General features: G+C 67.1%; 23 protein-coding genes and 5 pseudogenes. 15 read left to right on the plus strand and 13 right to left on the minus strand.

From position 1 onward, the window contains the following. Positions 1-226 precede the first annotated feature (226 nt). Both OHB13_RS36910 and OHB13_RS36915 read right to left on the minus strand, forming a co-directional pair. Positions 227-595, minus strand: a complete 369-nt coding sequence (locus tag OHB13_RS36910; RefSeq protein ID WP_328380119.1) for a hypothetical protein — start codon at positions 593-595, stop codon at positions 227-229. Positions 596-1,053: 458 nt separating this feature from the next. Continuing rightward, positions 1,054-1,277 (minus strand): annotated as a pseudogene (locus tag OHB13_RS36915) (transcriptional regulator). A 65-nt stretch (positions 1,278-1,342) separates the two neighbouring features. On the opposite strand from OHB13_RS36915, the gene map reads away from it, so the two are divergent. Both map and OHB13_RS36925 read left to right on the plus strand, forming a co-directional pair. Beyond that, positions 1,343-2,113 carry a type I methionyl aminopeptidase gene (gene map, locus OHB13_RS36920; RefSeq protein WP_328380120.1) on the plus strand — a complete coding sequence of 257 codons (771 nt, stop codon included), beginning with the start codon at positions 1,343-1,345 and terminating at the stop codon, positions 2,111-2,113. 180 nt (positions 2,114-2,293) lie between these two features. Beyond that, positions 2,294-2,494, plus strand: coding sequence for a transposase (locus tag OHB13_RS36925; protein ID WP_328380121.1), 201 nt, complete (start codon positions 2,294-2,296; stop codon positions 2,492-2,494). A 315-nt stretch (positions 2,495-2,809) separates the two neighbouring features. Here the strand turns inward: OHB13_RS36925 and OHB13_RS36935 are convergent, their stop codons facing one another. Then, the gene (locus OHB13_RS36935; protein WP_328380122.1) at positions 2,810-3,265 is read right to left on the minus strand and encodes a VOC family protein; all 456 of its coding nucleotides are present in this window, start codon (positions 3,263-3,265) and stop codon (positions 2,810-2,812) included. Further along, a complete protein-coding gene (locus OHB13_RS36940) occupies positions 3,256-3,549 on the minus strand; it encodes a hypothetical protein (RefSeq protein ID WP_443062986.1) in 294 nt (97 codons plus the stop codon). Before OHB13_RS36940 ends, OHB13_RS36935 begins: the two co-directional genes overlap by 10 nt. 187 nt (positions 3,550-3,736) lie before the next feature. On the opposite strand from OHB13_RS36940, the pseudogene OHB13_RS36945 reads away from it, so the two are divergent. From OHB13_RS36945 to OHB13_RS36965, 5 genes and pseudogenes are all read left to right on the plus strand, one after another. Next, a pseudogene (locus OHB13_RS36945) lies at positions 3,737-4,080 on the plus strand (ISAzo13-like element transposase-related protein); the annotation flags it as partial. Between the two features lie 155 nt (positions 4,081-4,235). After that, entirely contained in the window at positions 4,236-5,189 is a 954-nt protein-coding gene (locus tag OHB13_RS36950) for an IS481 family transposase (RefSeq protein WP_328380123.1), read from the plus strand. 455 nt (positions 5,190-5,644) lie between these two features. After that, positions 5,645-6,433 (plus strand): dienelactone hydrolase family protein, encoded by a 789-nt coding sequence (locus OHB13_RS36955; protein WP_328380124.1) that lies wholly within the window; start codon positions 5,645-5,647, stop codon positions 6,431-6,433. Positions 6,434-6,682: 249 nt separating this feature from the next. Beyond that, positions 6,683-7,534 (plus strand): serine hydrolase domain-containing protein, encoded by an 852-nt coding sequence (locus tag OHB13_RS36960; protein ID WP_328380125.1) that lies wholly within the window; start codon positions 6,683-6,685, stop codon positions 7,532-7,534. Between the two features lie 648 nt (positions 7,535-8,182). After that, positions 8,183-9,175 (plus strand): aldo/keto reductase, encoded by a 993-nt coding sequence (locus tag OHB13_RS36965; protein WP_328380126.1) that lies wholly within the window; start codon positions 8,183-8,185, stop codon positions 9,173-9,175. A gap of 577 nt (positions 9,176-9,752) precedes the next feature. On the opposite strand, the pseudogene OHB13_RS36970 reads toward OHB13_RS36965, so the two are convergent. The 3 genes and pseudogenes from OHB13_RS36970 to OHB13_RS36980 all read right to left on the minus strand — a co-directional run. Further along, a pseudogene (locus OHB13_RS36970) lies at positions 9,753-9,878 on the minus strand (IS5/IS1182 family transposase); the annotation flags it as partial. Then, on the minus strand, positions 9,848-10,636 hold the full coding sequence (locus OHB13_RS36975; protein WP_328380127.1) for an IS3 family transposase: 789 nt from the start codon (positions 10,634-10,636) through the stop codon (positions 9,848-9,850). The pseudogene OHB13_RS36970 and the gene OHB13_RS36975, both read right to left, overlap by 31 nt. Continuing rightward, complete coding sequence (locus OHB13_RS36980) at positions 10,633-10,941, minus strand: transposase (protein WP_328380128.1); 309 nt, start codon at positions 10,939-10,941, stop codon at positions 10,633-10,635. The genes OHB13_RS36975 and OHB13_RS36980 overlap by 4 nt, the downstream gene beginning before the upstream one ends. A gap of 260 nt (positions 10,942-11,201) precedes the next feature. Here OHB13_RS36980 and OHB13_RS36985 point away from each other — a divergent pair, with 260 nt between their 5' ends. From OHB13_RS36985 to OHB13_RS37005, 5 genes are all read left to right on the plus strand, one after another. Next, complete coding sequence (locus OHB13_RS36985; RefSeq protein ID WP_328380129.1) at positions 11,202-12,737, plus strand: InlB B-repeat-containing protein; 1,536 nt, start codon at positions 11,202-11,204, stop codon at positions 12,735-12,737. Positions 12,738-13,300: 563 nt separating this feature from the next. Further along, complete coding sequence (locus OHB13_RS36990) at positions 13,301-13,555, plus strand: DUF6332 family protein (RefSeq protein ID WP_328380130.1); 255 nt, start codon at positions 13,301-13,303, stop codon at positions 13,553-13,555. 26 nt (positions 13,556-13,581) lie between these two features. Then, positions 13,582-14,007 (plus strand): transposase, encoded by a 426-nt coding sequence (locus tag OHB13_RS36995; RefSeq protein ID WP_328380131.1) that lies wholly within the window; start codon positions 13,582-13,584, stop codon positions 14,005-14,007. Between the two features lie 217 nt (positions 14,008-14,224). After that, positions 14,225-14,569 carry a hypothetical protein gene (locus OHB13_RS37000; protein WP_327293571.1) on the plus strand — a complete coding sequence of 115 codons (345 nt, stop codon included), beginning with the start codon at positions 14,225-14,227 and terminating at the stop codon, positions 14,567-14,569. Between the two features lie 143 nt (positions 14,570-14,712). Further along, positions 14,713-14,952, plus strand: a complete 240-nt coding sequence (locus OHB13_RS37005) for a hypothetical protein (RefSeq protein ID WP_328380132.1) — start codon at positions 14,713-14,715, stop codon at positions 14,950-14,952. 646 nt (positions 14,953-15,598) lie between these two features. On the opposite strand, the gene OHB13_RS37010 is transcribed toward OHB13_RS37005, so the two are convergent. Then, positions 15,599-15,979, minus strand: a complete 381-nt coding sequence (locus OHB13_RS37010; RefSeq protein ID WP_328380133.1) for a winged helix-turn-helix transcriptional regulator — start codon at positions 15,977-15,979, stop codon at positions 15,599-15,601. An 89-nt stretch (positions 15,980-16,068) separates the two neighbouring features. Between OHB13_RS37010 and OHB13_RS37015 the strand changes: the two are divergent. Beyond that, positions 16,069-16,224 (plus strand): annotated as a pseudogene (locus tag OHB13_RS37015) (NADP-dependent oxidoreductase); the annotation flags it as partial. A 65-nt stretch (positions 16,225-16,289) separates the two neighbouring features. Next, positions 16,290-16,595: a DUF7677 family protein gene (locus OHB13_RS37020; protein ID WP_328374641.1), complete on the plus strand. Its 306-nt coding sequence runs from the start codon at positions 16,290-16,292 to the stop codon at positions 16,593-16,595. A 25-nt stretch (positions 16,596-16,620) separates the two neighbouring features. Here OHB13_RS37020 and OHB13_RS37025 read toward each other — a convergent pair. Then, positions 16,621-17,450 (minus strand): annotated as a pseudogene (locus OHB13_RS37025) (IS5 family transposase). Between the two features lie 47 nt (positions 17,451-17,497). Between OHB13_RS37025 and OHB13_RS37030 the strand changes: the two are divergent. Continuing rightward, on the plus strand, positions 17,498-17,716 hold the full coding sequence (locus OHB13_RS37030; protein ID WP_328380134.1) for a hypothetical protein: 219 nt from the start codon (positions 17,498-17,500) through the stop codon (positions 17,714-17,716). A gap of 29 nt (positions 17,717-17,745) precedes the next feature. Here OHB13_RS37030 and OHB13_RS37035 read toward each other — a convergent pair whose 3' ends face one another. From OHB13_RS37035 to OHB13_RS37045, 4 genes are all read right to left on the minus strand, one after another. Next, positions 17,746-18,006, minus strand: a complete 261-nt coding sequence (locus tag OHB13_RS37035; RefSeq protein WP_328380135.1) for a hypothetical protein — start codon at positions 18,004-18,006, stop codon at positions 17,746-17,748. A gap of 264 nt (positions 18,007-18,270) precedes the next feature. After that, on the minus strand, positions 18,271-18,732 hold the full coding sequence (locus OHB13_RS37040) for a GNAT family N-acetyltransferase (RefSeq protein ID WP_328380488.1): 462 nt from the start codon (positions 18,730-18,732) through the stop codon (positions 18,271-18,273). 331 nt (positions 18,733-19,063) lie between these two features. Then, a complete protein-coding gene (locus OHB13_RS38855) occupies positions 19,064-19,183 on the minus strand; it encodes an Lsr2 family DNA-binding protein (protein WP_443063009.1) in 120 nt (39 codons plus the stop codon). A 64-nt stretch (positions 19,184-19,247) separates the two neighbouring features. Further along, positions 19,248-19,469, minus strand: a complete 222-nt coding sequence (locus OHB13_RS37045; protein ID WP_328380136.1) for a hypothetical protein — start codon at positions 19,467-19,469, stop codon at positions 19,248-19,250. Between the last annotated feature and the right edge of the window lie 48 nt (positions 19,470-19,517).

Here is a 19,517-nt window from a genome sequence, read left to right on the forward strand (position 1 = left end):
CGACGCGGGTCGCCCTCGTGACCTGCTGAAACGCCTGCCGCCACCCGGCTCCGAGAAGCGGATCGTGCTGGCCGCGCTCCTTCATCGCGGTGCTGTCGCCGGGCACGCCGTCGTGGACAGCGGCGCTGGACACGGTCCGGCTGGGGCCGAGGAGACGCCACTGGTGTCAGGCCACCCGCTGCGACTCAACGAACCGGGGTCCCCTTACGCCCTCCAACCACGACGCTCAAATTCGCCGGCCCAAGTGCCGAGCCGCCAAGTTGAGCGCTCCTTTGGCAGCAAGCGGTCGTCCCGACGGGGCCTTAATGACGAATCCGATGACAAGCATCGTTGGGATCAGTCGCATCCGCCCATCGACCGCGACAAGAGCCAACTGCCTGACGCCGACCGGGGCGCCGTCCGCGTCGCCCGACGTGCTGCGCGGCAGCTCGCACATCGCCTTCGTTTCCCCTGTCGAGCCCGGCGACGAGAGGGTCTGGTTCTGCGAGCCGACGGCATCGGCTACGAACTGGCCCTCGCCATCGTGGAGCCGGACCCCGAAGCTGAGCGCGTGGCCTATGCCTGGGACGCCGTTGCCGCCGCGCTCGGCAATCACCCGCACTTCATCCGCACAGTACTCGAACAGAATCCTTCGGGCTGCTCAACAGAGACACCATCACCGCGCTCACGCACCGTCAACAACTACACCCTGCGGATGACCGGCGACCCGAGCACCGGCTTCGGAAGGGGCCCGACCTCCTCGGTCGCCGAGGTAACGTCCCAGCAGGCCCTGACACGGCGTCTACCGGCTGATCAGTAGCTTCCGGGAGCCGTCCGAGCAACGCGCCGCACGATGCAGCCAGTTCGCATCAGATGCAATAGGCGCTGGTTGGGGCAACGGGATGATCCTGAAGCCCTGATCTGCTCGAACCTACGTGAGGCGACGTGCAGCGGGGCCTCGTTCGGGCCCTCCGGCTCCACTCGGTTTCGGGAAGTCCTCTTACGAGAACATCTGCTCAGGTGCGTTGGGAATAGAGGTGGTCGGCCCAACGCCACGTTCGGGCTGGCCTCGGTCTACACCGCATTGAGGGAGGGGCCAAGGACATCGGCGATCGCCGCGATGGTCGAGAAGGCGGGGTGGCCACGCGAACCGACTCGATCTTCCGGAGGGTCTCCGGTGAGACGCAGGCGGCGAGCGGGACTTCAACCATCGAGCGCTCTGCCCTGGCCCGACGCGGGAGGGCGCCGAGTCGCTGTCCGCGTTCGATCTCTGCAGGAGTGAGCGGCAACCTGACCATGGCTCCGATTCTCGTACCGGTATAGTTTGACCGGTATAGTTATTGGCTGCATAGAAGGACGCCGCGTGATCGAGATCCTGAACCCCACCCTGCTGGCCCGAGCGAAAGACACAGGTGCCCTGGTCGCTGACATCCTGCAGACACTGAAGGGCCGTAGCGCGATCGGCACGAATCTTCTGGACATCAACCGGTGGACCGAGGCCATGATCGTCAAGGCGGGAGCGAAGTCCTGCTACGTCGACTACGCGCCATCGTTCGGACGCGGCCCGTTCGGCCACTACATCTGCACGGCCGTCAATGACGCCGTGCTTCACGGACGGCCATACGACTACACGCTTGCCGACGGAGATCTGCTGACACTCGACCTCGCCGTCTCCAAACGCGGGATCGCTGCAGACGCTGCCATCAGCTTCATCGTGGGCGACGCAAAACCCTCAGAGAGCGTCGCGATGATCAGTGCAACCGAGCGCGCGCTGGCCGCAGGGATCGCGGCTGTCGGGCCCGGGGCTCGCATCGGAGACATCTCCCATGCCATCGGCACGGTCCTCAGCGAAGCGGGGTACCCGATCAACACCGAGTTCGGAGGCCATGGCATCGGATCAACGATGCACCAGGACCCGCACGTTTCGAACACCGGACGGCCTGGCCGTGGATACAAACTGCGCCCTGGGCTGCTGCTGGCACTGGAGCCCTGGGTCATGGCGGACACCGCTGAACTCGTCACTGATGCCGACGGGTGGACGCTCCGAAGCGCGACAGGCTGCCGGACAGCACACAGTGAGCACACGATCGCCATCACCGACGACGGAGCCGAGATCCTCACCTTGCCGAAGTAGACGCAGCCGTGAGGTCGGAGCCCCCGTGTTCCGCTCAGGCCGCCGTGCCGGAGCCGACCACTGGGAGAACCGGTTGAACGGTTCGACCTTGTTGGCCGCCGGGGTCACCCGGCGGCGCAGCGGTGCATGAGCCAGGGCGTGTATCGAAAGTGGATCTTGAGTGATGAATGATCGTGGTTCATGGCGCGGGGAGATCTCACGGATGCACAGTGGGCGGTGTTGGAGCCGTTGTTGCCCAAGGGAGTGAGGGTGGGACGGCCGCCCATCTGGCCCCGCCTGCAGCTGATCGACGGCATACGGTTCCGGGTCCGGACCGGTGTTCCGTGGCGGGACGTGCCTGTCGAGTACGGGCGGGCCAGGACGGCCACGCGTTCGCCCTGATCGCGTGCGGGCTGACAAGGCGTACGCCTCCCGGAAGAACCGGACATACCTGCGCCGCCGGGGCTCCGCTGCACCATCCCGGACAAGGCCGACCAGGCGCGCAACCGCCAGAAGCTCGGTTCCCGTGGCGGTCGGCCTCCGCATTTCGATGCGGTGGATTACCGCGAGCGTCATGCGGTCGAGTGCGGGATCAACCGACTTAAAAGGCACAGGGCAGTGGCCGCGAGGTACGACAAGCTCTCCGTCCGCCACGAGGCGACTGTGCTGGTCGCAGCCGTGAACGAGTGGCTGTGACCAGCGCCGGCGCAACGGCCCTCAGACGATGTCGAATTCGTTGCCCTCGGGGTCCTGCATGGCGGCGGCGTAGAGCCCCATGTCCGGCTCATCCTTGATCCGCAACACGGTGGCACCAGCTTTGACCAGCCGTTCAACCGTAGCCTTGACCCGCTGTGTGCGGACGTCCAGTGGGACGTCACGGCCCCCACCGGCCTTCAGGTCGAAGTGCCACCGGTTCTTGGTGACCTTGGGCTCCGGAACCTGCTGGAACCACACCCTCGGTCCACGTGCCGCGGGATCGATGATCGACTCCGGAATATCTCCGGCTCCGGCCGGCAACTCTGCCTCGGGCACCCCCATCGCCGCCCAGTAGGCACGCCATGTGGCGTGCCCGCCCGGCGGAGGCTCAGGTACGTAGCCCAGGGCCTCGGCCCAGAAAGTCACCATTCTCTGCGGATCGGAGCAGTCGATCGTCAGCTGCACTGTCATCTCCATGCTCGGAGAATCCCAGACAGGTCTGACAGATGATCCACTTTCGCAACAGGCTCTGGCGCAACAGCTGCATGGTGCGGATCACGCGGCGCGCCGACCTCGCGGAAGGCGGCATAGGGGGCGTTCTCCTTCGACACCGAGCGCAGACGCTTGAGAAGCGTGGAGGTGGAGATGGCGCTGCCCTTGCGCACGGAGACGGCCACGCGCGTGAGGGCGGGACTGGGGCTCACTGCGGTCGGAGTCGATGACGTTCTTGCCCGGTCGCCGATCAGTGCGTCGATGTGCACGTACTCGCTCTGCTCGGAGGGCCGGTAGAAGGCCAGTTCCTGATCCTGGGCTTCAAGTGGAAGCCCAGGCGGGGGGCGAGAGCGTGAAGACAGGGGAGCTTTGGCCTCCTTCAGCTGAGGGCTTGGCGGAGGGCGGGGCGGCTGTTGATGAGGGTGTTGGGGAGATCACCGCGCCGAAGTTGGCCAGGCCGCAGGCGCTATCTGGGTCAACGTGGGCACCGATCACGACACCGCCGCGTTCGCAGTGGAATCGATCCGCCGCTGGTGGTCCGGTCAGGGCCGAGCTGCCTACCCGCAGGCGACACGACGGCTCATGACCGCCGACGCGGGCGGCCCGAACGGCTACCGCACCCCGGGCCTGGAAGCTTGGACTCGCCCGGCTCGCTTCCGAAACAGGACTCACGATCGCCGTCTGCCACCTGCCGCCGGGTACATCGAAGTGGAACAAGATCGAGCACCGGCTCTTCTTACGCAAACTGGCGCGGCCGCCCGCTGACCAGCCACGAAGTCATCGTCCGGCCCATCGCAGCGAGGGCGAGCGGGGACTCGCAGCGGAGCCGCGCTAGATGTTCTGTCCACGGAGGTTGGGTGCGGTGACAGTGATCACCGTCTGGGGATCTTGAACGAGTGAGGGCCTTCCGGGTTCGGTGTGGATTGCGACGTCTACACCAGCCCGAAAGGCCCTCATGCCTCACCGTAATGCACCTCTGACCGAGACCGGACGCCTGCGGCTGGCCCGCTGTGTGGTTGATGACGGATGGCCTCTGCGCCGGGCAGCGGAGCGGTTCCAGGTATCACCGACCACAGCCCAGCGGTGGGCCGGGCGCTATCGCCGGCTCGGCGAAGCGGGGATGAGCGACCGTTCCAGCCGCCCCCACCACAGCCCTCGACGCACGCCGACCCGGACCGAACGCCGGATCATCAAAGTCCGCCTCGCGAGGCGGTGGGGACCGGCCCGCATCGCACACCTGCTGGGCCTGGTGCCATCCACCGTGCACCGGGTGCTGGTTCGCTTTGGCTTGGCCCGGCTCAGCCATCTCGATCGGGTCACCGGCCGTGTCATACGCCGCTACGAACGCGACCGGCCCGGCGAACTCGTGCACGTGGACATCAAGAAGCTTGGCAACATTCCCGACGGGGGCGGTCACAAGGCCCTGGGCCGCCAGGCAGGCCGCAAGACCCGCTCCGGGGCCGGTTACAGCTATATCCATACCGCCGTCGACGACCACTCCCGTCTGGCTTACAGCGAGATCCACACGGACGAGAAGAAAGAGACCGCCACCGCGTTCTGGCAGCGGGCCCAGACCTTCTTCACCCACTGCGGGATCACCGTCGAACGGGTCCTGACCGACAACGGGGCGTGCTACAAGTCCTACCTCTGGCGCGAGACCCTGGCAAAGGCCGGGATCACCCACAAGCGCACCCGGCCCTACCGACCGCAGACCAACGGCAAGGTCGAACGACTCAACCGCACCCTGCTCGACGAGTGGGCCTACGCAAAGCCCTACCGCTCAGAGCAGGAACGACGTGACGCATTCCCCCGCTGGCTGCACTCCTACAATCACCACCGCGGACACACCGCGCTTAAGGGCCAACCACCCGCCAGCCGCGTCCCCAACCTCACGGGTGAATACAGCTAGAGCCTCGGTGGGAGTCGGGTCTGCGGCCGCCACCGCTGCACCCGTGGCCTGCGCTGCCCTCACCTTTTCTACACTCACCGCTTCCGCCGTACCGACCCGAGCCGCCAGCGGTGCGCCACCGTTGAGGTAACTGGCCACAATGTGGCGGTGACGCGAGGTCAGGGTGGGCCGGTCGCACGGCGCCTGTCCCACGGGAGGCGCTACAAGTCGTGCCTCATCGAGCGCGGAAGAACAGCACCCAACTGCCCACCTGTGGGGGCGGCTTCACTGACTACTGCATCCTCCCCGCCGCGGGCGGCCGCCGCGGCATCGTTCCCCTCAGATGCACCCGGGTGATCTGCCCCCTCCGCCAGCAGGCATGGCCACGCACGCACTCCCGGGGCATGAAGGCGCGGGCGGCGCGTGAACTGATCAAAACCCCTGCATCCGGGCGCGGATCGTGACACAGTCCGGCCGTGACTTACGAAGATGAGTTCGACGTCGTCGACGAACAGCCGGTCATCGAGGTGCCCGGCGCACCCACCCGCATGTCCGCCTATCTGGCCCGTCCCGCTACCACGGGCGATCACCCGGTCGTCCTCGTCGGCACGGAACTGTGGGGTGTGAACGAGGACGCGCGTGCCGTGGCCCGCCGCGTCGCTGCCCTCGGTTTCGTAGCGATTGTCCCGAACCTCTACCACCGCACCGATCCGGACTCGGCGGAGGGCTTTCCCCACTCCGACGCGAACCGCACCCACGCCTTCGAGCTGGTGGCCCGGATGACCCGTGACGAGGTCGAGGCAGACCTGCGGGCGGCGGCCGCCCACGCCCGCACCTATGCGGGCGCCGCGGACCGCACCGGCATGCTGGGCTTCAGCCTCGGCGGCCACTTCGCCTACTTCGCGGCGACCCGGCTGCCCCTCGCGGCGGCCGCGATCTACTACCCGGGCTGGCTTCCCACGACCGGCACGGCACTCAGCCGCCCGGCCCCGCTCCTCGACGAAACGGGCGCGATCGCGACGCACGGCACCCGCCTCACCCTCTTCTTCGCCGAACGTGACCACGTCATCGACGCGGCCCAAGTCGACGCGGTCCGCCGCGCGCTCACAGCAGCGGGCGTACGCCACGAGGTAACCGTCCACCCTGACGCCGAGCACGCTTTCTTCTTCCCGGGGTACGAGACGTACGACAAGACGGCGGCGGACGCGTCGTGGGAGCACGTGGTGCGGCTGTTCCGCGACGAACTGCGAGTTCCGCTGACGTGACGCTCCGGCTATCGGCGCCGTCGAGGACAGATGGCGGGATCACCGACAGGTGATCTACGGGATCTTGCGCCGGTACGGACTGGGGGGGAGTGGCGTGATGCCTGATCGGTTCGGGCCGTGGAAGACGGTCCATGAACGCCATCAGCTTGCTTGCTCGCCAGGTCTACCGGAGGGTGGCCGTCAACCGGCGCCGGATGCCCGCCGGAAGCAGCTTGCCCGGTCCCTCGTCCCTATCACTGAAAGCCTGCCATGAGTCCCGTCCCCACCTGCATCCTCAGTAGCAGCGAAGCACCGCAGGCCCTGCATGGACATGCGGTCGACGCATACGTCCAGATTGGCTCACTGAGCAAGATCCTTACCGGAACCGCTCTGGCCCAGTTCGCAGCGAAGGGCGTGCTGGAGTCGGACTCCCCGCTGGAGCAGTTCTTGCCCGTTCCGCCGGGTACCGGTATCACCTTGAAGCATCTCGCCCAGCACACTTCCGGACTGCCCCGGATTCCCCCGCACATGAGACGGCGTGACCCGTACTCCGCCTTCGACGATGACGCCTTGCACGGCGTGCTCCGGAGACTGGATACCCTCGCCACTGCTGCCCCGGGCCGCACGGTGGAGTACTCCAACCTCGGATACTCCGTCCTTGGAGCCGCGCTGACTGCCGCCTCAGGCATGTCCTACCAGGGCCTCTTGGATCACTACGTCCTCGCCCCTCTGGACATCACCGAGGTAACGAGCAATCCGCCGGCAGATCGACAACTCCACAGCCGCGGACTGTTCGGCCGTGCACGGCGTCCCTGGACCATGTCCGGCCCGATCCTTCCCGCCGGCGGGCTCTGGGCCACCCCGCGTGCCGCTGCGGACCTGGTGGCCGCGCTCCTCGTGGATCGGAAACTGGGGGAGCCCGCTATGTCCTGGCAGAAGGCCGGTAGCGTGCTCTGGCACAACGGCGCCACCGGTGACGCTTCTGTCTTCACCGGCGCTGTGCCGGACGGCAGATGGGTACTGGTTCATCGCCTCACCCGACGAGCCGACCGTACCGACGAACTTGGCATCAAGCTTCTACAGCAGGCCAGACCCGGCAACTCTGCTGGCCCCAAGCCCTGAACGGCCTGTCCCAGCGACGAAATACCGAGTGGGTCTTGCTCTCGGTAATTACGGTTAGCGCCTTCAGCGCTTGCGCCCACGGGGCGTATGCCCAGCACCACGTTGACCGGCTGGGCTGGTGTCGAGCATGTGCCGAGGGCCACGACACCAAGGACGGGGACGTTGCCCGCCTCTCGCAGCTCGGGGCCCGGCACATCAACTTCCTGGGCCGCTACCTGTTCACCGTCAAGGCCAGCGCCGCCGGCCAGGGGCTGCCCCCGCTGCGGGACCCGGACGCCGTCGAGGACGGCGAAGGCGGGGAGAGATGGGCGATGCACCCGACCTGTCGGGCCGTTCGTTGTCGTAGCGGAGGTCCCGTGCAGATACCCGTGACCGGTAGAAGAAGAGGACGCCATGTCCCGCACGAAGGTCCGGCCGCTGGGCCGCTGCACCCGCTGGTGAAGACGGCCGGGAGATACGCGATGGCCGGGCCCTGTGGCGACCTACTGCGGTGGACCGCTTCACCCTCACCCACTCCCGCCGCGCCTGACCCGCCGGCGGGGGCCGGTCCTCCCACTTGACTTCGAGTGCGCTCCAAGCCCTAGTTTCTGAGGCGTTCGTCAACTCACGGTACCGCCCGGTCCGCCGGGCAGGAGGAGTGTCCCGCGCATGATCACCCGAACCACGCTCGGCTCGACCGGTCTCATCGTCAGCGCGATGGGCCTGGGGTGCATGGGGATGAGCGAGAGCTATGGCGCCGCCGACTGGGACGGCGGCCTGGCCACCATCGACCGGGCCCTGGAGCTGGGCATCACGTTCCTGGACACCTCCGACTCCTACGGCACCGGGCACAACGAGGTGCTGGTGGGCCGGGCCATCCACGGCCGCCGGGACCAGGTGCAGCTGGCCACCAAGTTCGGCATTGACCGCAGTGCCGGCGACCGGGCACGCCACATCCGCGGTGCCCGGGACTACGTGCTGCGCTCCTGCGACGCTTCGCTGCTGCGGCTGGGCGTCGAGGTGATCGACCTGTACTACGCCCACCGTCCGCCCCAGGACGTGGAGATCGAGGAGACCGTCGGGGCGATGGCCGAGCTGGTCGAGGCGGGCAAGGTCCGCCATCTGGGTCTGTCCGAGGTCGATGGCGAGCTGCTGCGCCGGGCGCACGCGGTGCACCCGATCACCGCGGTGCAGAGCGAGTACTCGTTGTGGAGCCGCGACGTTGAGGCGGTCACCCCGGTGATGGCCGAGCTGGGGGTCGGGCTGGTCCCGTACTCGCCGCTGGGGCGAGGGTTCCTGACCGGCACCCTGGACCGCTCCACACTGGGCGAGAAGGACTTCCGGCGCACCAACCCCCGCTTCGCCGGCGAGGCGGGCGAGGCCAACGAGAAGATCGCGCAGACCGTGCGCGAGGTGGCCGACCGGCTGGGTACCACCCCGGCCCAGGTGGCGCTGGCCTGGGTGTACGCCCAGGCCGAGCGGCTCGGGGTGGCGGTGGCGACCATTCCGGGCACCCGCAGCCCTGCCCGGCTGGAGCAGAACGCGGCCGCGCTGGAGCTCACCCTGGACGCCGAGGCGCTGGCCGCGCTGGACCCGCTGAGCGACCAGGTGATCGGCGAGCGCTACACCCCCGCGCACACCGCTGAGGTCGCTCGGGGTTAGGTCGTGTCCGGCGGATCATGGATGGCCGCTGCCCACTGAGACTAGGGTCTGGCCATGGGATCGATGGGGGATGGTTTCCGCAGTCGTTGGGCCATCGTGGCTAGGACGCTGGTCAAGCGTCCGTGGCTTTTCGCGAGCTGGGTTCTGCTCGCAGTTCTGGCGGTTGCCGCCCTGAAGATCGTGCCGCAACCGTGGAGCGCGGGCGTCTGTCCCGTTTGTCTTGTTTGTCGCGCTGCTGCTGATTTCTCGGACGCCGCATCAGAAGGGGTGATTCCACTCCGGGCCGAAGCCAGAGTCGGATCTGCGGCCGTGACGGTGCCATGGAAAACGTACGCCCGCTTGTCGTAACGGGTCGGTGCGCCACGAGGCGCCATGGAATCGAGTGAGGTGAGAGACCTTCACCACCGAGGATCCCTTCCGGACGAGTCCATCTGCCGTGATCTTCGTAGCGGGCGGGCGGTAGCCACTGCGACGTGCTGGGCACGGCATTGGTCCATCCAATGGGTAAGTAGCACTTTTGTCTGGCGCCTCGGAGGTATCAGGCATCAGAAGGCGGGGCGCGGACCCGTCCATCTCCAAGTAGGCCGCCCTTGCGGAGTTCTGCCAGCAGGACCTCATGGAGGCGGGGCCATACCCCCGCTTCGGTCCAGTCCTGCAGACACCTCCAGGCCGTCACTCCGCTGCAGCCCGAACTGTTCCCCGGGGACGTCCCGCCAGCTCACCCCAGGACTGCCTGCCGAGCAGTTCGTTCTTCAACGTCGAGAAGGACGACTCCGCCAGGGCGTTGTCCCAGCACTGTCCGGTGCGCCCCACGGGCAGGCGGACGTTCAACTGCGCCGCGAGTGGGGCGAGTTCGTGACTGGTGTATTGGCAGCCGCGGTCGGAGGGGAAGATCACGTGCTCTGTCGGTCGACGGGTGCGGCAGGCGGTGGTGAGGGTGTCGGCGACCAGGCTCGTGCGCAGGTGGTCGGCGGTGGTCCAGCCGACGACGCGGCGGATGTCGATGACGGTGGGTAGGTAGAGCCAGCCCTCGTCGGTGGGGATGTAGGTGATGTCGCCGCACCAGCGCGTGTCAGCGCCGGCAGGGTTCGGCTGGAAGTCGCGTAGGACCAGGTCTGGGCGGATGGCCGCTTTGGGGTCCGGGATGGTGGTGCGCTGGCGGCGTCGGTGTGTGATCCCGGTCAGATCCGCCTGCTGCATCAGTCTGGCGACCCGCCGTCGCCCGCAGACAGTGCCGTCGCGGTTGAGGGCGGCCTTCACGCGCGGGGAGCCGTAGGTGTCTCGGGAGCGAGCGTGGACCGCACGGATCTTCTCGGTCAGCTCAGCATCGTCACTGGTGCGGGCGCTGGGGCCTGAGCGGCGGGCGAAGTAGGCGGCACGGGAGACCTTCAGCAGCTCACATGCGCGTGTGACGCTGGGGCCTGCCTGCTTCTCCGCCTCGATGAACGGGTGGACGTTCACCGGGTCTCCTGCGCGAAGAAAGCCGTGGCTCGCTTGAGGACCTCCACGTCCTCGCGCAGACGGCGGTTCTCCCGCCGCAACGCGGCCAGCTCGTCACGTTCGTTGCCGGTCAAGCCATCCCGCTCGCCGGCGTCGACTTCTGCTTGCCGGACCCAGTCACGCACCCGGGTCTCGGCCAGGTCGAAGTCCGTGGCGACCTGGCCGATCGAGCGGTCGCCGCGGCGGCACAGCTCAACGATCTCGGCCTTGAACTCCGGCGTGAACGAGCGGCGAGCGCGACGAGGCGTCTTCCCCATGCTCTCCATGATGGACATCCTCCCGGGGACGAACCCCCGATCTCGAATGTCCGCCAAACCGGAGCAAGCTCAAACCGCCAAGCTTATGGCCGGGCATGCACGAGTCTGTCCGGGCCGACCTGACGGTCCAGGCGGCGTCCGGCGGACCCCGCCCCCTCTGTTCGGGTGAACCGGAGACCGGTCGGTCGTGTGGGAACGTCTTACCGGCGTGGCGTGGTCTTCGGTGCGGGATACAAGGCGGAAATCCTCACGGAAGGCTCCTCCATCTCATGCGTCCTCGATTCCTGCTCGCCACCACCCGCGCGGCGACCGCTGCCGCTGCCGGCCTGTCACTGGTCCTGACCGCACCTGCCGCCTCGGCCAGACCAGGCGGCGGTGATCACGAGCCCTGGGTACTGCGGAGTGCCGCACAGCGCACGGACGCCAAGGCGTTCCGTTCGCTGTGCGGCAAGCAGAAGGAGGGCAGACCCGAGCGTCGTACCTTCCCGCTGTTCGAGCACGGTAAGCCCTTCACCGCGGTGCAGGACTTCCAGCGACTGGACAAGAACGGCACGGTGTACTGGAGCGGCCACGACCCGAAGAATGTCCAGAAGACCATCTCGGTGTCCGTGATCGGAGCCTGCGGCAAGGGGCCGGTCACGCTCTCCGGCACGATCGAGGCCGGCTTCCGCCAGTACGCCTATGAGCCGCTGGCGAAGCGGCCGGGCTGGTACATGCTGAAGGAGATCGACCCCCTGAAACTGCCGCCCAACGGGCACGGTGTCGACACGGTCGACGTCCGCGCGACAAAGCCGAACAAGCCACACAAGCCCGGTACGAGGGCCGCCACGCCGAACAATCCGGCAGCCATCGACATCGTCGCGGCCTACACCCCGGCCACTGTCGCCGAACTCGGCAGTGTCTCGGCGGTCGTGTCCCGTATCAACTACGGCGTGAACCAGCTCAACAGGGCGCTCGCGGACAGCAATGTGCCGGCCAGCGTGCATGTCATCAACACCTACGAGACCGCGGCCACCGGGGTCCATCGCGAGAACGTGAACACGCTGCTGAGCATGATCAGCAGCCCTACAAACACGGTCCTCGGCAGCGCGGCCGCATCCCAACGGCTGCTGTACGGCGCCGACCTGGTTGCGTTGTTCGCCTCCGTCCCCGCGGAGGACAGTTCCGGGGCGTCCGACCTGCCCACTCCTCGCCCGTCAGCGGCAACCTCCGGTGCCGCGTTCTCGGTCACCAGTATTTTCTCCGTGACGGCATGGGAGAACCTCGCACACGAGATCGGCCACAACTTCGGCATGCAGCACGACCGCCTGACGTACATGAGGCAAGGCTCAACGCCGCCCGAGGGCTCGTCCAACTACGGCTGGATCACGCCCGACGGACAGCACCGCACGCTCATGGCCTACTCCAACGCCTGCCCCCAGGCGTGCAACGTCGTCAACGAGTACTCCAACCCCGACAGGTTCTGGGGCAACCAGCCTCTCGGCGACGCCATGAACAACAACGCAGCCGTCGCACGGCAGAACGCCGACATCCTGGCCGCCTACCGTGCCCCCACAAGGCCCGTGAACCGCCACTCCCTCACCGTGTCCGTCACCCCGAACACCGGCGGCACGGTCAGGATCAGCGAATTCGGTCCGTACGATCCCAACACGCGGGTCACCGTCAGCGCCTTCCCCAACCCCGGCTACCGGTTCGACGCCTGGGCGGTCGACGGCGTGGAATTGGCGGGAAGCAACCCGAGCCACGAGATCACCATGAACGCCAACCGGACCATCAACGCGCTGTTCGCCCCGATCGGGTCGTAGACGTCTCCCACGTCTCAACAGCCCAGGGCAGAGCCACGGCACGATCGTGCGCCGGCCGCGATCGCGAAGCAGATACCCGGCACGCCCGGGCCACGTTGCGACCTCAGCCGGCGTCGCCCCCGCGTCGTGAGGAAGCCCCTCGGGCCGAACGACAGGTGCCCATGGACCCCGGCCAAGACGTCCGTTCCAGCGGTCATTGCAACGCCCCGGTTCAGGGGGATGCGATGCGCTTCGAGAGCCGGGAGCTGCGGACCGTGGCTCAGGAACGCATGCAGTTGTCGCATGATCGGGAGGCGTACTTCCCGCTCATGCAGCAGGGCGTCAGCGCCACCAAGGCATGTCAGACCGTCGGCTCTGGCTCGAAGACCGCCCGACGATAGTGCGACGGACGCAACGTCGTCCGCAAGCAGAAGGCGGCATCCCCGGTTCGACCGGCGATGCCGCCTTCTGGCGCGTCCAGCGACTTAGAAGTCATCTCATTTGGCTTGTCTGCCATGACAGGTGGGTGGGGTGATGTTCGGGCGAGGGCGGATGTGGTTGGCCGAGGTGTAAGACTTGCCAGTATGGATATGGGGCGTCAGTCGCGGTGGGAAAAGGACGCGATGACGGTAGAGATCGTTTTCGCCCTGGTGACGGCCGCCCTGCTGGCTGCAACCGTATTCGTCGTCGCGCTGGTTCTCGTGCTGGTCTTCGGCATCTCTGGTGCGGCGCGGGATGGCGTACTGGTGGCAGGTGCGCTGGTGGGAGCGGCATTCGGAGTATGGCGCCTGGTCCGGGTGCTGCGTCGGTTCGATGCCCATCGCCGCGAAGGACGCTGATGCTCCGGGGCCGATAGCCTGCTGCGGTGGGGATCGTTGAGCCGTTGGTGCCGGATGAGTTGTGGGCGTTGTTTCAGCGGGTAGTGCCCAAGGCGCCCTCGCGGCCTCAGGGCGGTGGGCGGCGTCGGCATGGTGATCGTGAGGTGCTGGCCGCGATCGTGTTCGTGGCCACGTCGGGCTGTACGTGGCAGCAGTTGCCCGCAGCTTCATTCGCAACGGGCCAACGCCGGTCGGTGGGGCGAGGTCGAAGTCCATACGGGCATGATCCAAAAGGATCTGTCAACGAGCCACGAAGGGCCATCCGGTCCCGACAGGTTACAGAGCGTAAGAGCTCCACAGAAGTTGGACCAGAACCTGAGTTTGGGAGGCACGGGGACTCCTGCCAGGACAGCATCGCGGTGCTCCTGGTGAGAGGTGCTGGTCATGCGCCAGATGAAGGTCGACTGGTGTGACGCCGTCGGCCGCTGGCGGGATCAGGAAAGATCAGGCAGGAACCAGCCGGGGTACCTCCCGGACGTAGACGTGTACGAGTCACGAACCACAGCCGTCTCTGAAGTCGGCGAACGCGAGGACTCGTTCGAACGCTCTGGATTATGCTCGCGGCGACGGTCCACGTTCGCGGTCCAGGCGGCACTGGCCAGGCCGCCGTTCAACAAGCATGGGGGAAGTATGCGCAAGTTCATCGCGTCCGCCGCAGGTGCCACTCTCGCTCTGGGGGCCCTTGGCCTCGGCCTGGCGCCCACTGCGTCCGCGGCGGCGCCCTGCCCGTCCGGCGCGGTCTGCATCCGCGAGCCGGACGGCAGCATCCTGCCCAAGAACATCTTCTACCAGTACGGCGCGCACAACTTGGAAAAAGTGCTCGGCGTCCGCGACGTCGTGAACAACCAGACCGGCGGAGCGGGTTACCAGATCTGCCGGGGGTACAACGGCACCAACTGCGGCGGCGTCAACCGTCTGGTCACCACCATCTCGTACGACATGACGCCGGTGAACTCGGTGGTCCTCGTGAAGTGACGCCGCTGTCCTGACGCGGCACCAGGTGCCCGCCCCCGTCGTTCGCGGCAGGCGCGGGCACCTGTGCGTCCTGGGTCAGGTGGCGTCGAAGCGGGCGACGTGGGAGATGGAGACACGGGGCATCGGCTCCGATGCTCACGGTCGTGCTCTTGCCGCTGGAGTCCTGCACGGCGACCTTCTGTGAGGTGACGATCTCGATGCAGAAGCCGGTGCCGCAGGGGAAGACCGGCCACTGGAACGCCGTGCCGCCGGGCCCGATGAGGGAGACGCGCTGGCTTGTGGTGACGAACCGCAGCCCGGGGTCGCTCTGCCGGCACACCGAGCTGGCCTTCTGGGTGCGGCCGTCGATGCTGATGGACGCGTTCGAGGGAAGCCACGGATGAACAGCTCCGCACACGCGGTGCACGGGTCGAGTACGCCGTTCGAGCAGTCGCGACCGGTGAGGTTCTGGTAGAAGCGGAAGAGGGTGTTCTCCAGAGGCTGGACGTGGGTCTCGATCTGAATGTACGGGACCCCTTCGGCCTGCCGCGGGATCGACAGCGGGGAGACCGTGGCGACCGTGCGCCAGGCCGCGTACGGGCGATCCGGGTAGCAGCGGTCGACCGGCACGGGCACCGCCGGCACGGGCGAGGGGAAGGGGCAGTGCGGGTTGTCCTCGCACTGCCGCCCAGCAGACTCTCGCCGCCGCCGAGGACGGCGACAGGACCCCGTATCTGGAACCGTCCTTGGACCTGGCGCCTCAACGCCAGTCCAGCGCTCAGCGCCGCGCGGATGCCGTCAGTTTCCGTCGATATCCGAGAGCAAGTTGATCAACGAACGCCTCCGTAACTCGTCGATAGACGCTGTTCCTGGAGAGGCTCTGGCACAGATTTCGTTGTCCCGTCTCACTCAATAGAGTCACTTTCTCAACGAACCGAGTCGTTCGTCCTTCTGTCTCAGCGAACCTGGTCGCGCGGCTGAGTGGCTGGGGTGCTGGATGGCCATACCCCGGCTGGGGTGAGTCTGAAGGGGCGGTCCCTGGCGGGGGTCTCAGTCACTATGGGCGACCGACCCAGGGTCGGCGTCGAGCGCATCGAGCACTGCGTCGCCGTTCGCCCTGGCCCACTCGGTCAGCATGTGGATCGGCTCGATCAGCGTGGCCCCGAGCGAGGTGAGCTCGTACTCGACGCGGGGCGGCGCCTCGGTGTAGGCGTGGCGGCGGATGAGTCCGTGCGCTTCGAGCCGTCGGAGCGTCTGGGTGAGCATTTTGCGGGAGATGCCGCCGATCAGCTCGATCAGCTCGCCGTGGCGCACCGGGCCCTTGCTGAGGCCGTAGAGCACGACCACCGTCCACTTGTCGGCGATCACCTCGACCGCCAGCCGCGCCGGACAGTCGGCGAGAAAGGGATCGCCGGGACAGAAACCGCTCATGCGCCAAAGGTACCTGCGCCGAAGGTACCTGCTGGTTCCTATCAGATTCATAGCCTGGGTTCTCTCCCCCCTCCAGAGCCAGGAGAATCATGCGAGTCATCACTCAGCAGACGTTCGGCGGTCCCGAGGTGCTCACCATCGTGGACGCGCCCGAGCCCCAGCCCCTCCCCACCGAGGTTCTCGTCCGCGTCAAGGCGATCGGGCTGAACCCGCTGGAGGCGCTCCTGCGCGCCGGCGAGTTTCCCCCGCTGCTAGGCAGTGTCTTCAAAGATCTTGCCAAGATGGCGCGGTAGCTGAGCATGATGCCTTGGTGGAACATCTTTCTGTCGACGTGCGCGCTTCGCTCCGGCTCTTCGCTTTCTACTTGGCGAACGGCACCCTCGACCTGGACCTGCTCGAAGGGTTTGACTATCGCTCGACCGTTTTTCACTCCGGCTCCTCGTTGGAACAGGTCTTCGCGATCTATAGCAATGTGCTGCAAATCGACACCGACGGCATGGTGCTGAACGACGGAGACGCGCAGTACCGGGTCGCGCAGTGGGTCCGAGTGTGCTGCGACCCGAGCTATCGGGTCGAGCCGCCCTTCGATGCCTGGGAGACGGAGCTCCATCTCTGATGACCCGGCGTTCACCGTCAGAACATCACGCCCACATCAGGAGCGACGCGAGAGTGACGGCTGCATGGAAGGACTCCGCGGTCTTGTCGTAGCGAGTGGCGATGCCGCGCCACTGCTTCAGCCGATTGAAGCAGCGTTCCACCACGTTTCGCTGCTTGTAGCGCTGCTTGTCGAAGGCCGGTGGGCGCCCGCCGCGACTGCCGCGCCGGAGCCGGTTTTGGACCTGGTCGGCCCGCTCGGGGATGGTGTGACCGATGCTGCGTCGTCGCAGCCAGGTGCGGATGGCCCGGGAACTGTAGCCCTTGTCGCCCAGCACGTGGGAGGGTCGTACTCGGGGCCGCCCCGGGCCGATGCGAGGCACTCGTATCGCTTCAATCACCGCAGTGAACTGGGTGCAGTCATTGGTGTTGCCGCCCGTGAGCGTGAAAGCGAGCGGACGGCCGGCACCGTCGCAGGCCAGATGGATTTTGCTGGTCAGGCCACCTCGGGAACGTCCGAGTGCGGGGCTGCGGAGCCCCCTTTTCGTGCCCCGGCGGCGTGCTGGTGGGCGCGGACGACGGTGGAGTCGACCGACACGAGCCAGTCGACGTCCCCGTCCGCGTCCGCCCCGGCCTGGGCGGCCTGCAGCATTCGCTCGAACGTTCCGTCCAGAGCCCACCGCCGGAACCGGGTGTGCAGTGTGGCCCACGGACCGTACCGGTCGGGCACATCCCGCCAGGCCACCCCCGTCCGGAACTTCCACACGATCCCGTTGAGCACCATGCGATCGTCCAGCCGCTTCCTACCCCGCAGCGGCCTGGGCAGCAGGGGCCGGACGAACTCCCACTCGGCATCCGACAGTTCATGGCGACGTATCACGACACCATGATCCACCAGCGGTGATCATTTGAAGACACTGCCTAGTGGAGCGCCAGTTGCACCGGGAGCGCCTCGACCAGTGGATGGGGTACGGCTTCCGGCTGCTTGAGCACGTGATCGTGGTGGGGTTCGGCTTGGCCTTTGTCTGGCTGGGGTTCTACGCCGTGGACCACAAGGTGTCGACGCAGGTCGTGCCCATGATCGGTGGGGGCGTGGCGGGGCTCGCGGGGGCGGTGCTTGCTGTGCGAAACCGGCGTGAGTAAGCCGGCGCCTTGAGACGCCCCGCATTCGGTCAGGGCTGCTCTGGCCAGGGCCCGGACTCTCCCGTGCCTAGTTGAGGCGGGTTTGCGGGGTCGGTGAAGATGGGCATGCCGAGGTCGACCAGCCGAGGACACCCGTCGGCCGGAGTGTTCTTGAGGCTCTTGAGCTTGGCCATCGCGGCGTCGAAGCTGACCTGAAGTCCCTCGACCTCGCCAAGCCAGCCGTTGGCGCGGGCCTCACGGATACGCTCGCGGAGGTTCTGGATGAGGCGCGATTTCTGGCGAGGATCCATCTGAAGGACCGGGCAGCGGATGCAGGCGTGCTCGTTGCTTGCACGAGGTTCCGTAGGGACGCCCGCAAGTGCCGAGCGAGACCTTGCGGAGCTCGAAGTGCTGCTGGAAGTCGCGCCACTCCTGCGGAGTGGGCTCCCGGTACTCCTCCTGGGGACGTGCCACGCGACGATAGTCGAGGAAGCCGCGGTAGGTCCTGATCAAGTCGTCCTGGAAGACGGCTAATGGTGGACTCGGGTATTGGAACTCCGGGAATACCCCCGCGCTCAGAGGGGATCGAGGAGCATCAGGACCTCGTCCAGGGTGTCGTCGGGCGCGAGGCGGAGGGCCCCGGGCCAGCGACCGACCTCACGCCGTCCGAGTCGGCTGTAGAAGTCCTCCAGACCCTCTTCTCCCCGGGCAGCGAGATTGAGCTGTTCGAGCCCCACGTCGTTGCGGGCTAACTTCCGCAGCTCACGCATGAGGGCGGAGCCGACACCGCGCCCGCGGAACTCGGGGTGGGCCTGAAGGTGGTTGACCGTGCCCCAGTGCCCGACGAGCCGGTAGGGATCGTGGTTGAGGACAACCCATCCGGCAAGAACGTCGTCGAATCTGGCGGTGATGAGTCGGCTGTGTTGCGGTGGAGACGGCCGAGGAGCTTGTCCGCGACCGGTGCGACATCGTTGTCTTGGACGGGTGGGAAGGGGAATCCGGCGGCGCCGCCCGAGTTGGTGACCGCGATCCAGCAGTCGATCAGCTGGCGTCGGAGTTCGGGAGTGACCTCGCGGGCGTCGGTGATCTGAGCGAGGTCGGGCGTCCTTTCGGGCGTTGTCATGAGAAGCAGCATGTCAGCGGAGTCTGACATCGGACAGGTCAGGCTTCCGAGTTTCGGCAGCTGACCTCGGCCGCATAGGCGCCCCAATCGCCGGCGGCGCTCGCTGCCAGTTGACAGCGACGGTGATGTCGATACCGAGGGTGCGGGCGAGGACCGGAGCAGGTAGTTCGGTTCCCGGCCTGGCGCCGGGGGTGGGGACGGCGTAGAGGAAGCCGTCGACCGTGAGGGGCTGGGTGTCCATCAGCTCACCTGCGCCAGGGTGGTGCGGTGGCCGTGTCCTGCGCATCCATCACGGCTTTGCGGATTACTCCGGCGTAAGCGACCTGGTGGCCATGGGCGAAGGCCCACGTCCGGATCGCGGTCAGCTGCTCCTTGCTGCTTGCTGCGCTTGGTGCCGGTCTGCGTGGCGGCTGTGGCGGGCGCTGCGGGTCAGCCGCTGGCCTTCACGGTGCGGAGCTTCTCCTGTGCCTGTTCCGGTTCAGCCTTGAGCTTGGTGACACGCTCTTCGCCCTCGCGCTGGGCATCGTCGCTCTCGCGCCGTGCGGTCAGCTCGGAGAGGTCGCTGTGGATGCGGGCTGCCTTGTTGCGGATGGCGGCGGCCGGGTGGTCCTTCGCCCAGGAGAGCAGTGCCTCGATCCCGTCTTTGTCCACCGGGCCATCGGACGCCGGCTGGCCGTCTGCGGGGCGTCGGTGTCGGTG

It is taken from the genome of Streptomyces sp. NBC_00440 (assembly GCF_036014215.1).
Lineage (GTDB): Bacteria > Actinomycetota > Actinomycetes > Streptomycetales > Streptomycetaceae > Streptomyces.

Coding starts and splice junctions, on each gene's coding strand:
- OHB13_RS36925 (WP_328380121.1), top strand. CDS start 2,294: ATGGCGCGGGGAGATCTCACGGATGCACAGTGGGCGGTGTTGGAGCCG.
- OHB13_RS36935 (WP_328380122.1), bottom strand. CDS start 3,265: ATGGAGATGACAGTGCAGCTGACGATCGACTGCTCCGATCCGCAGAGA.
- OHB13_RS36950 (WP_328380123.1), top strand. CDS start 4,236: ATGCCTCACCGTAATGCACCTCTGACCGAGACCGGACGCCTGCGGCTG.
- OHB13_RS36960 (WP_328380125.1), top strand. CDS start 6,683: ATGAGTCCCGTCCCCACCTGCATCCTCAGTAGCAGCGAAGCACCGCAG.
- OHB13_RS36965 (WP_328380126.1), top strand. CDS start 8,183: ATGATCACCCGAACCACGCTCGGCTCGACCGGTCTCATCGTCAGCGCG.
- OHB13_RS36980 (WP_328380128.1), bottom strand. CDS start 10,941: ATGGAGAGCATGGGGAAGACGCCTCGTCGCGCTCGCCGCTCGTTCACG.
- OHB13_RS36985 (WP_328380129.1), top strand. CDS start 11,202: ATGCGTCCTCGATTCCTGCTCGCCACCACCCGCGCGGCGACCGCTGCC.
- OHB13_RS36990 (WP_328380130.1), top strand. CDS start 13,301: ATGGATATGGGGCGTCAGTCGCGGTGGGAAAAGGACGCGATGACGGTA.
- OHB13_RS37000 (WP_327293571.1), top strand. CDS start 14,225: ATGCGCAAGTTCATCGCGTCCGCCGCAGGTGCCACTCTCGCTCTGGGG.
- OHB13_RS37010 (WP_328380133.1), bottom strand. CDS start 15,979: ATGAGCGGTTTCTGTCCCGGCGATCCCTTTCTCGCCGACTGTCCGGCG.
- OHB13_RS37035 (WP_328380135.1), bottom strand. CDS start 18,006: ATGGATCCTCGCCAGAAATCGCGCCTCATCCAGAACCTCCGCGAGCGT.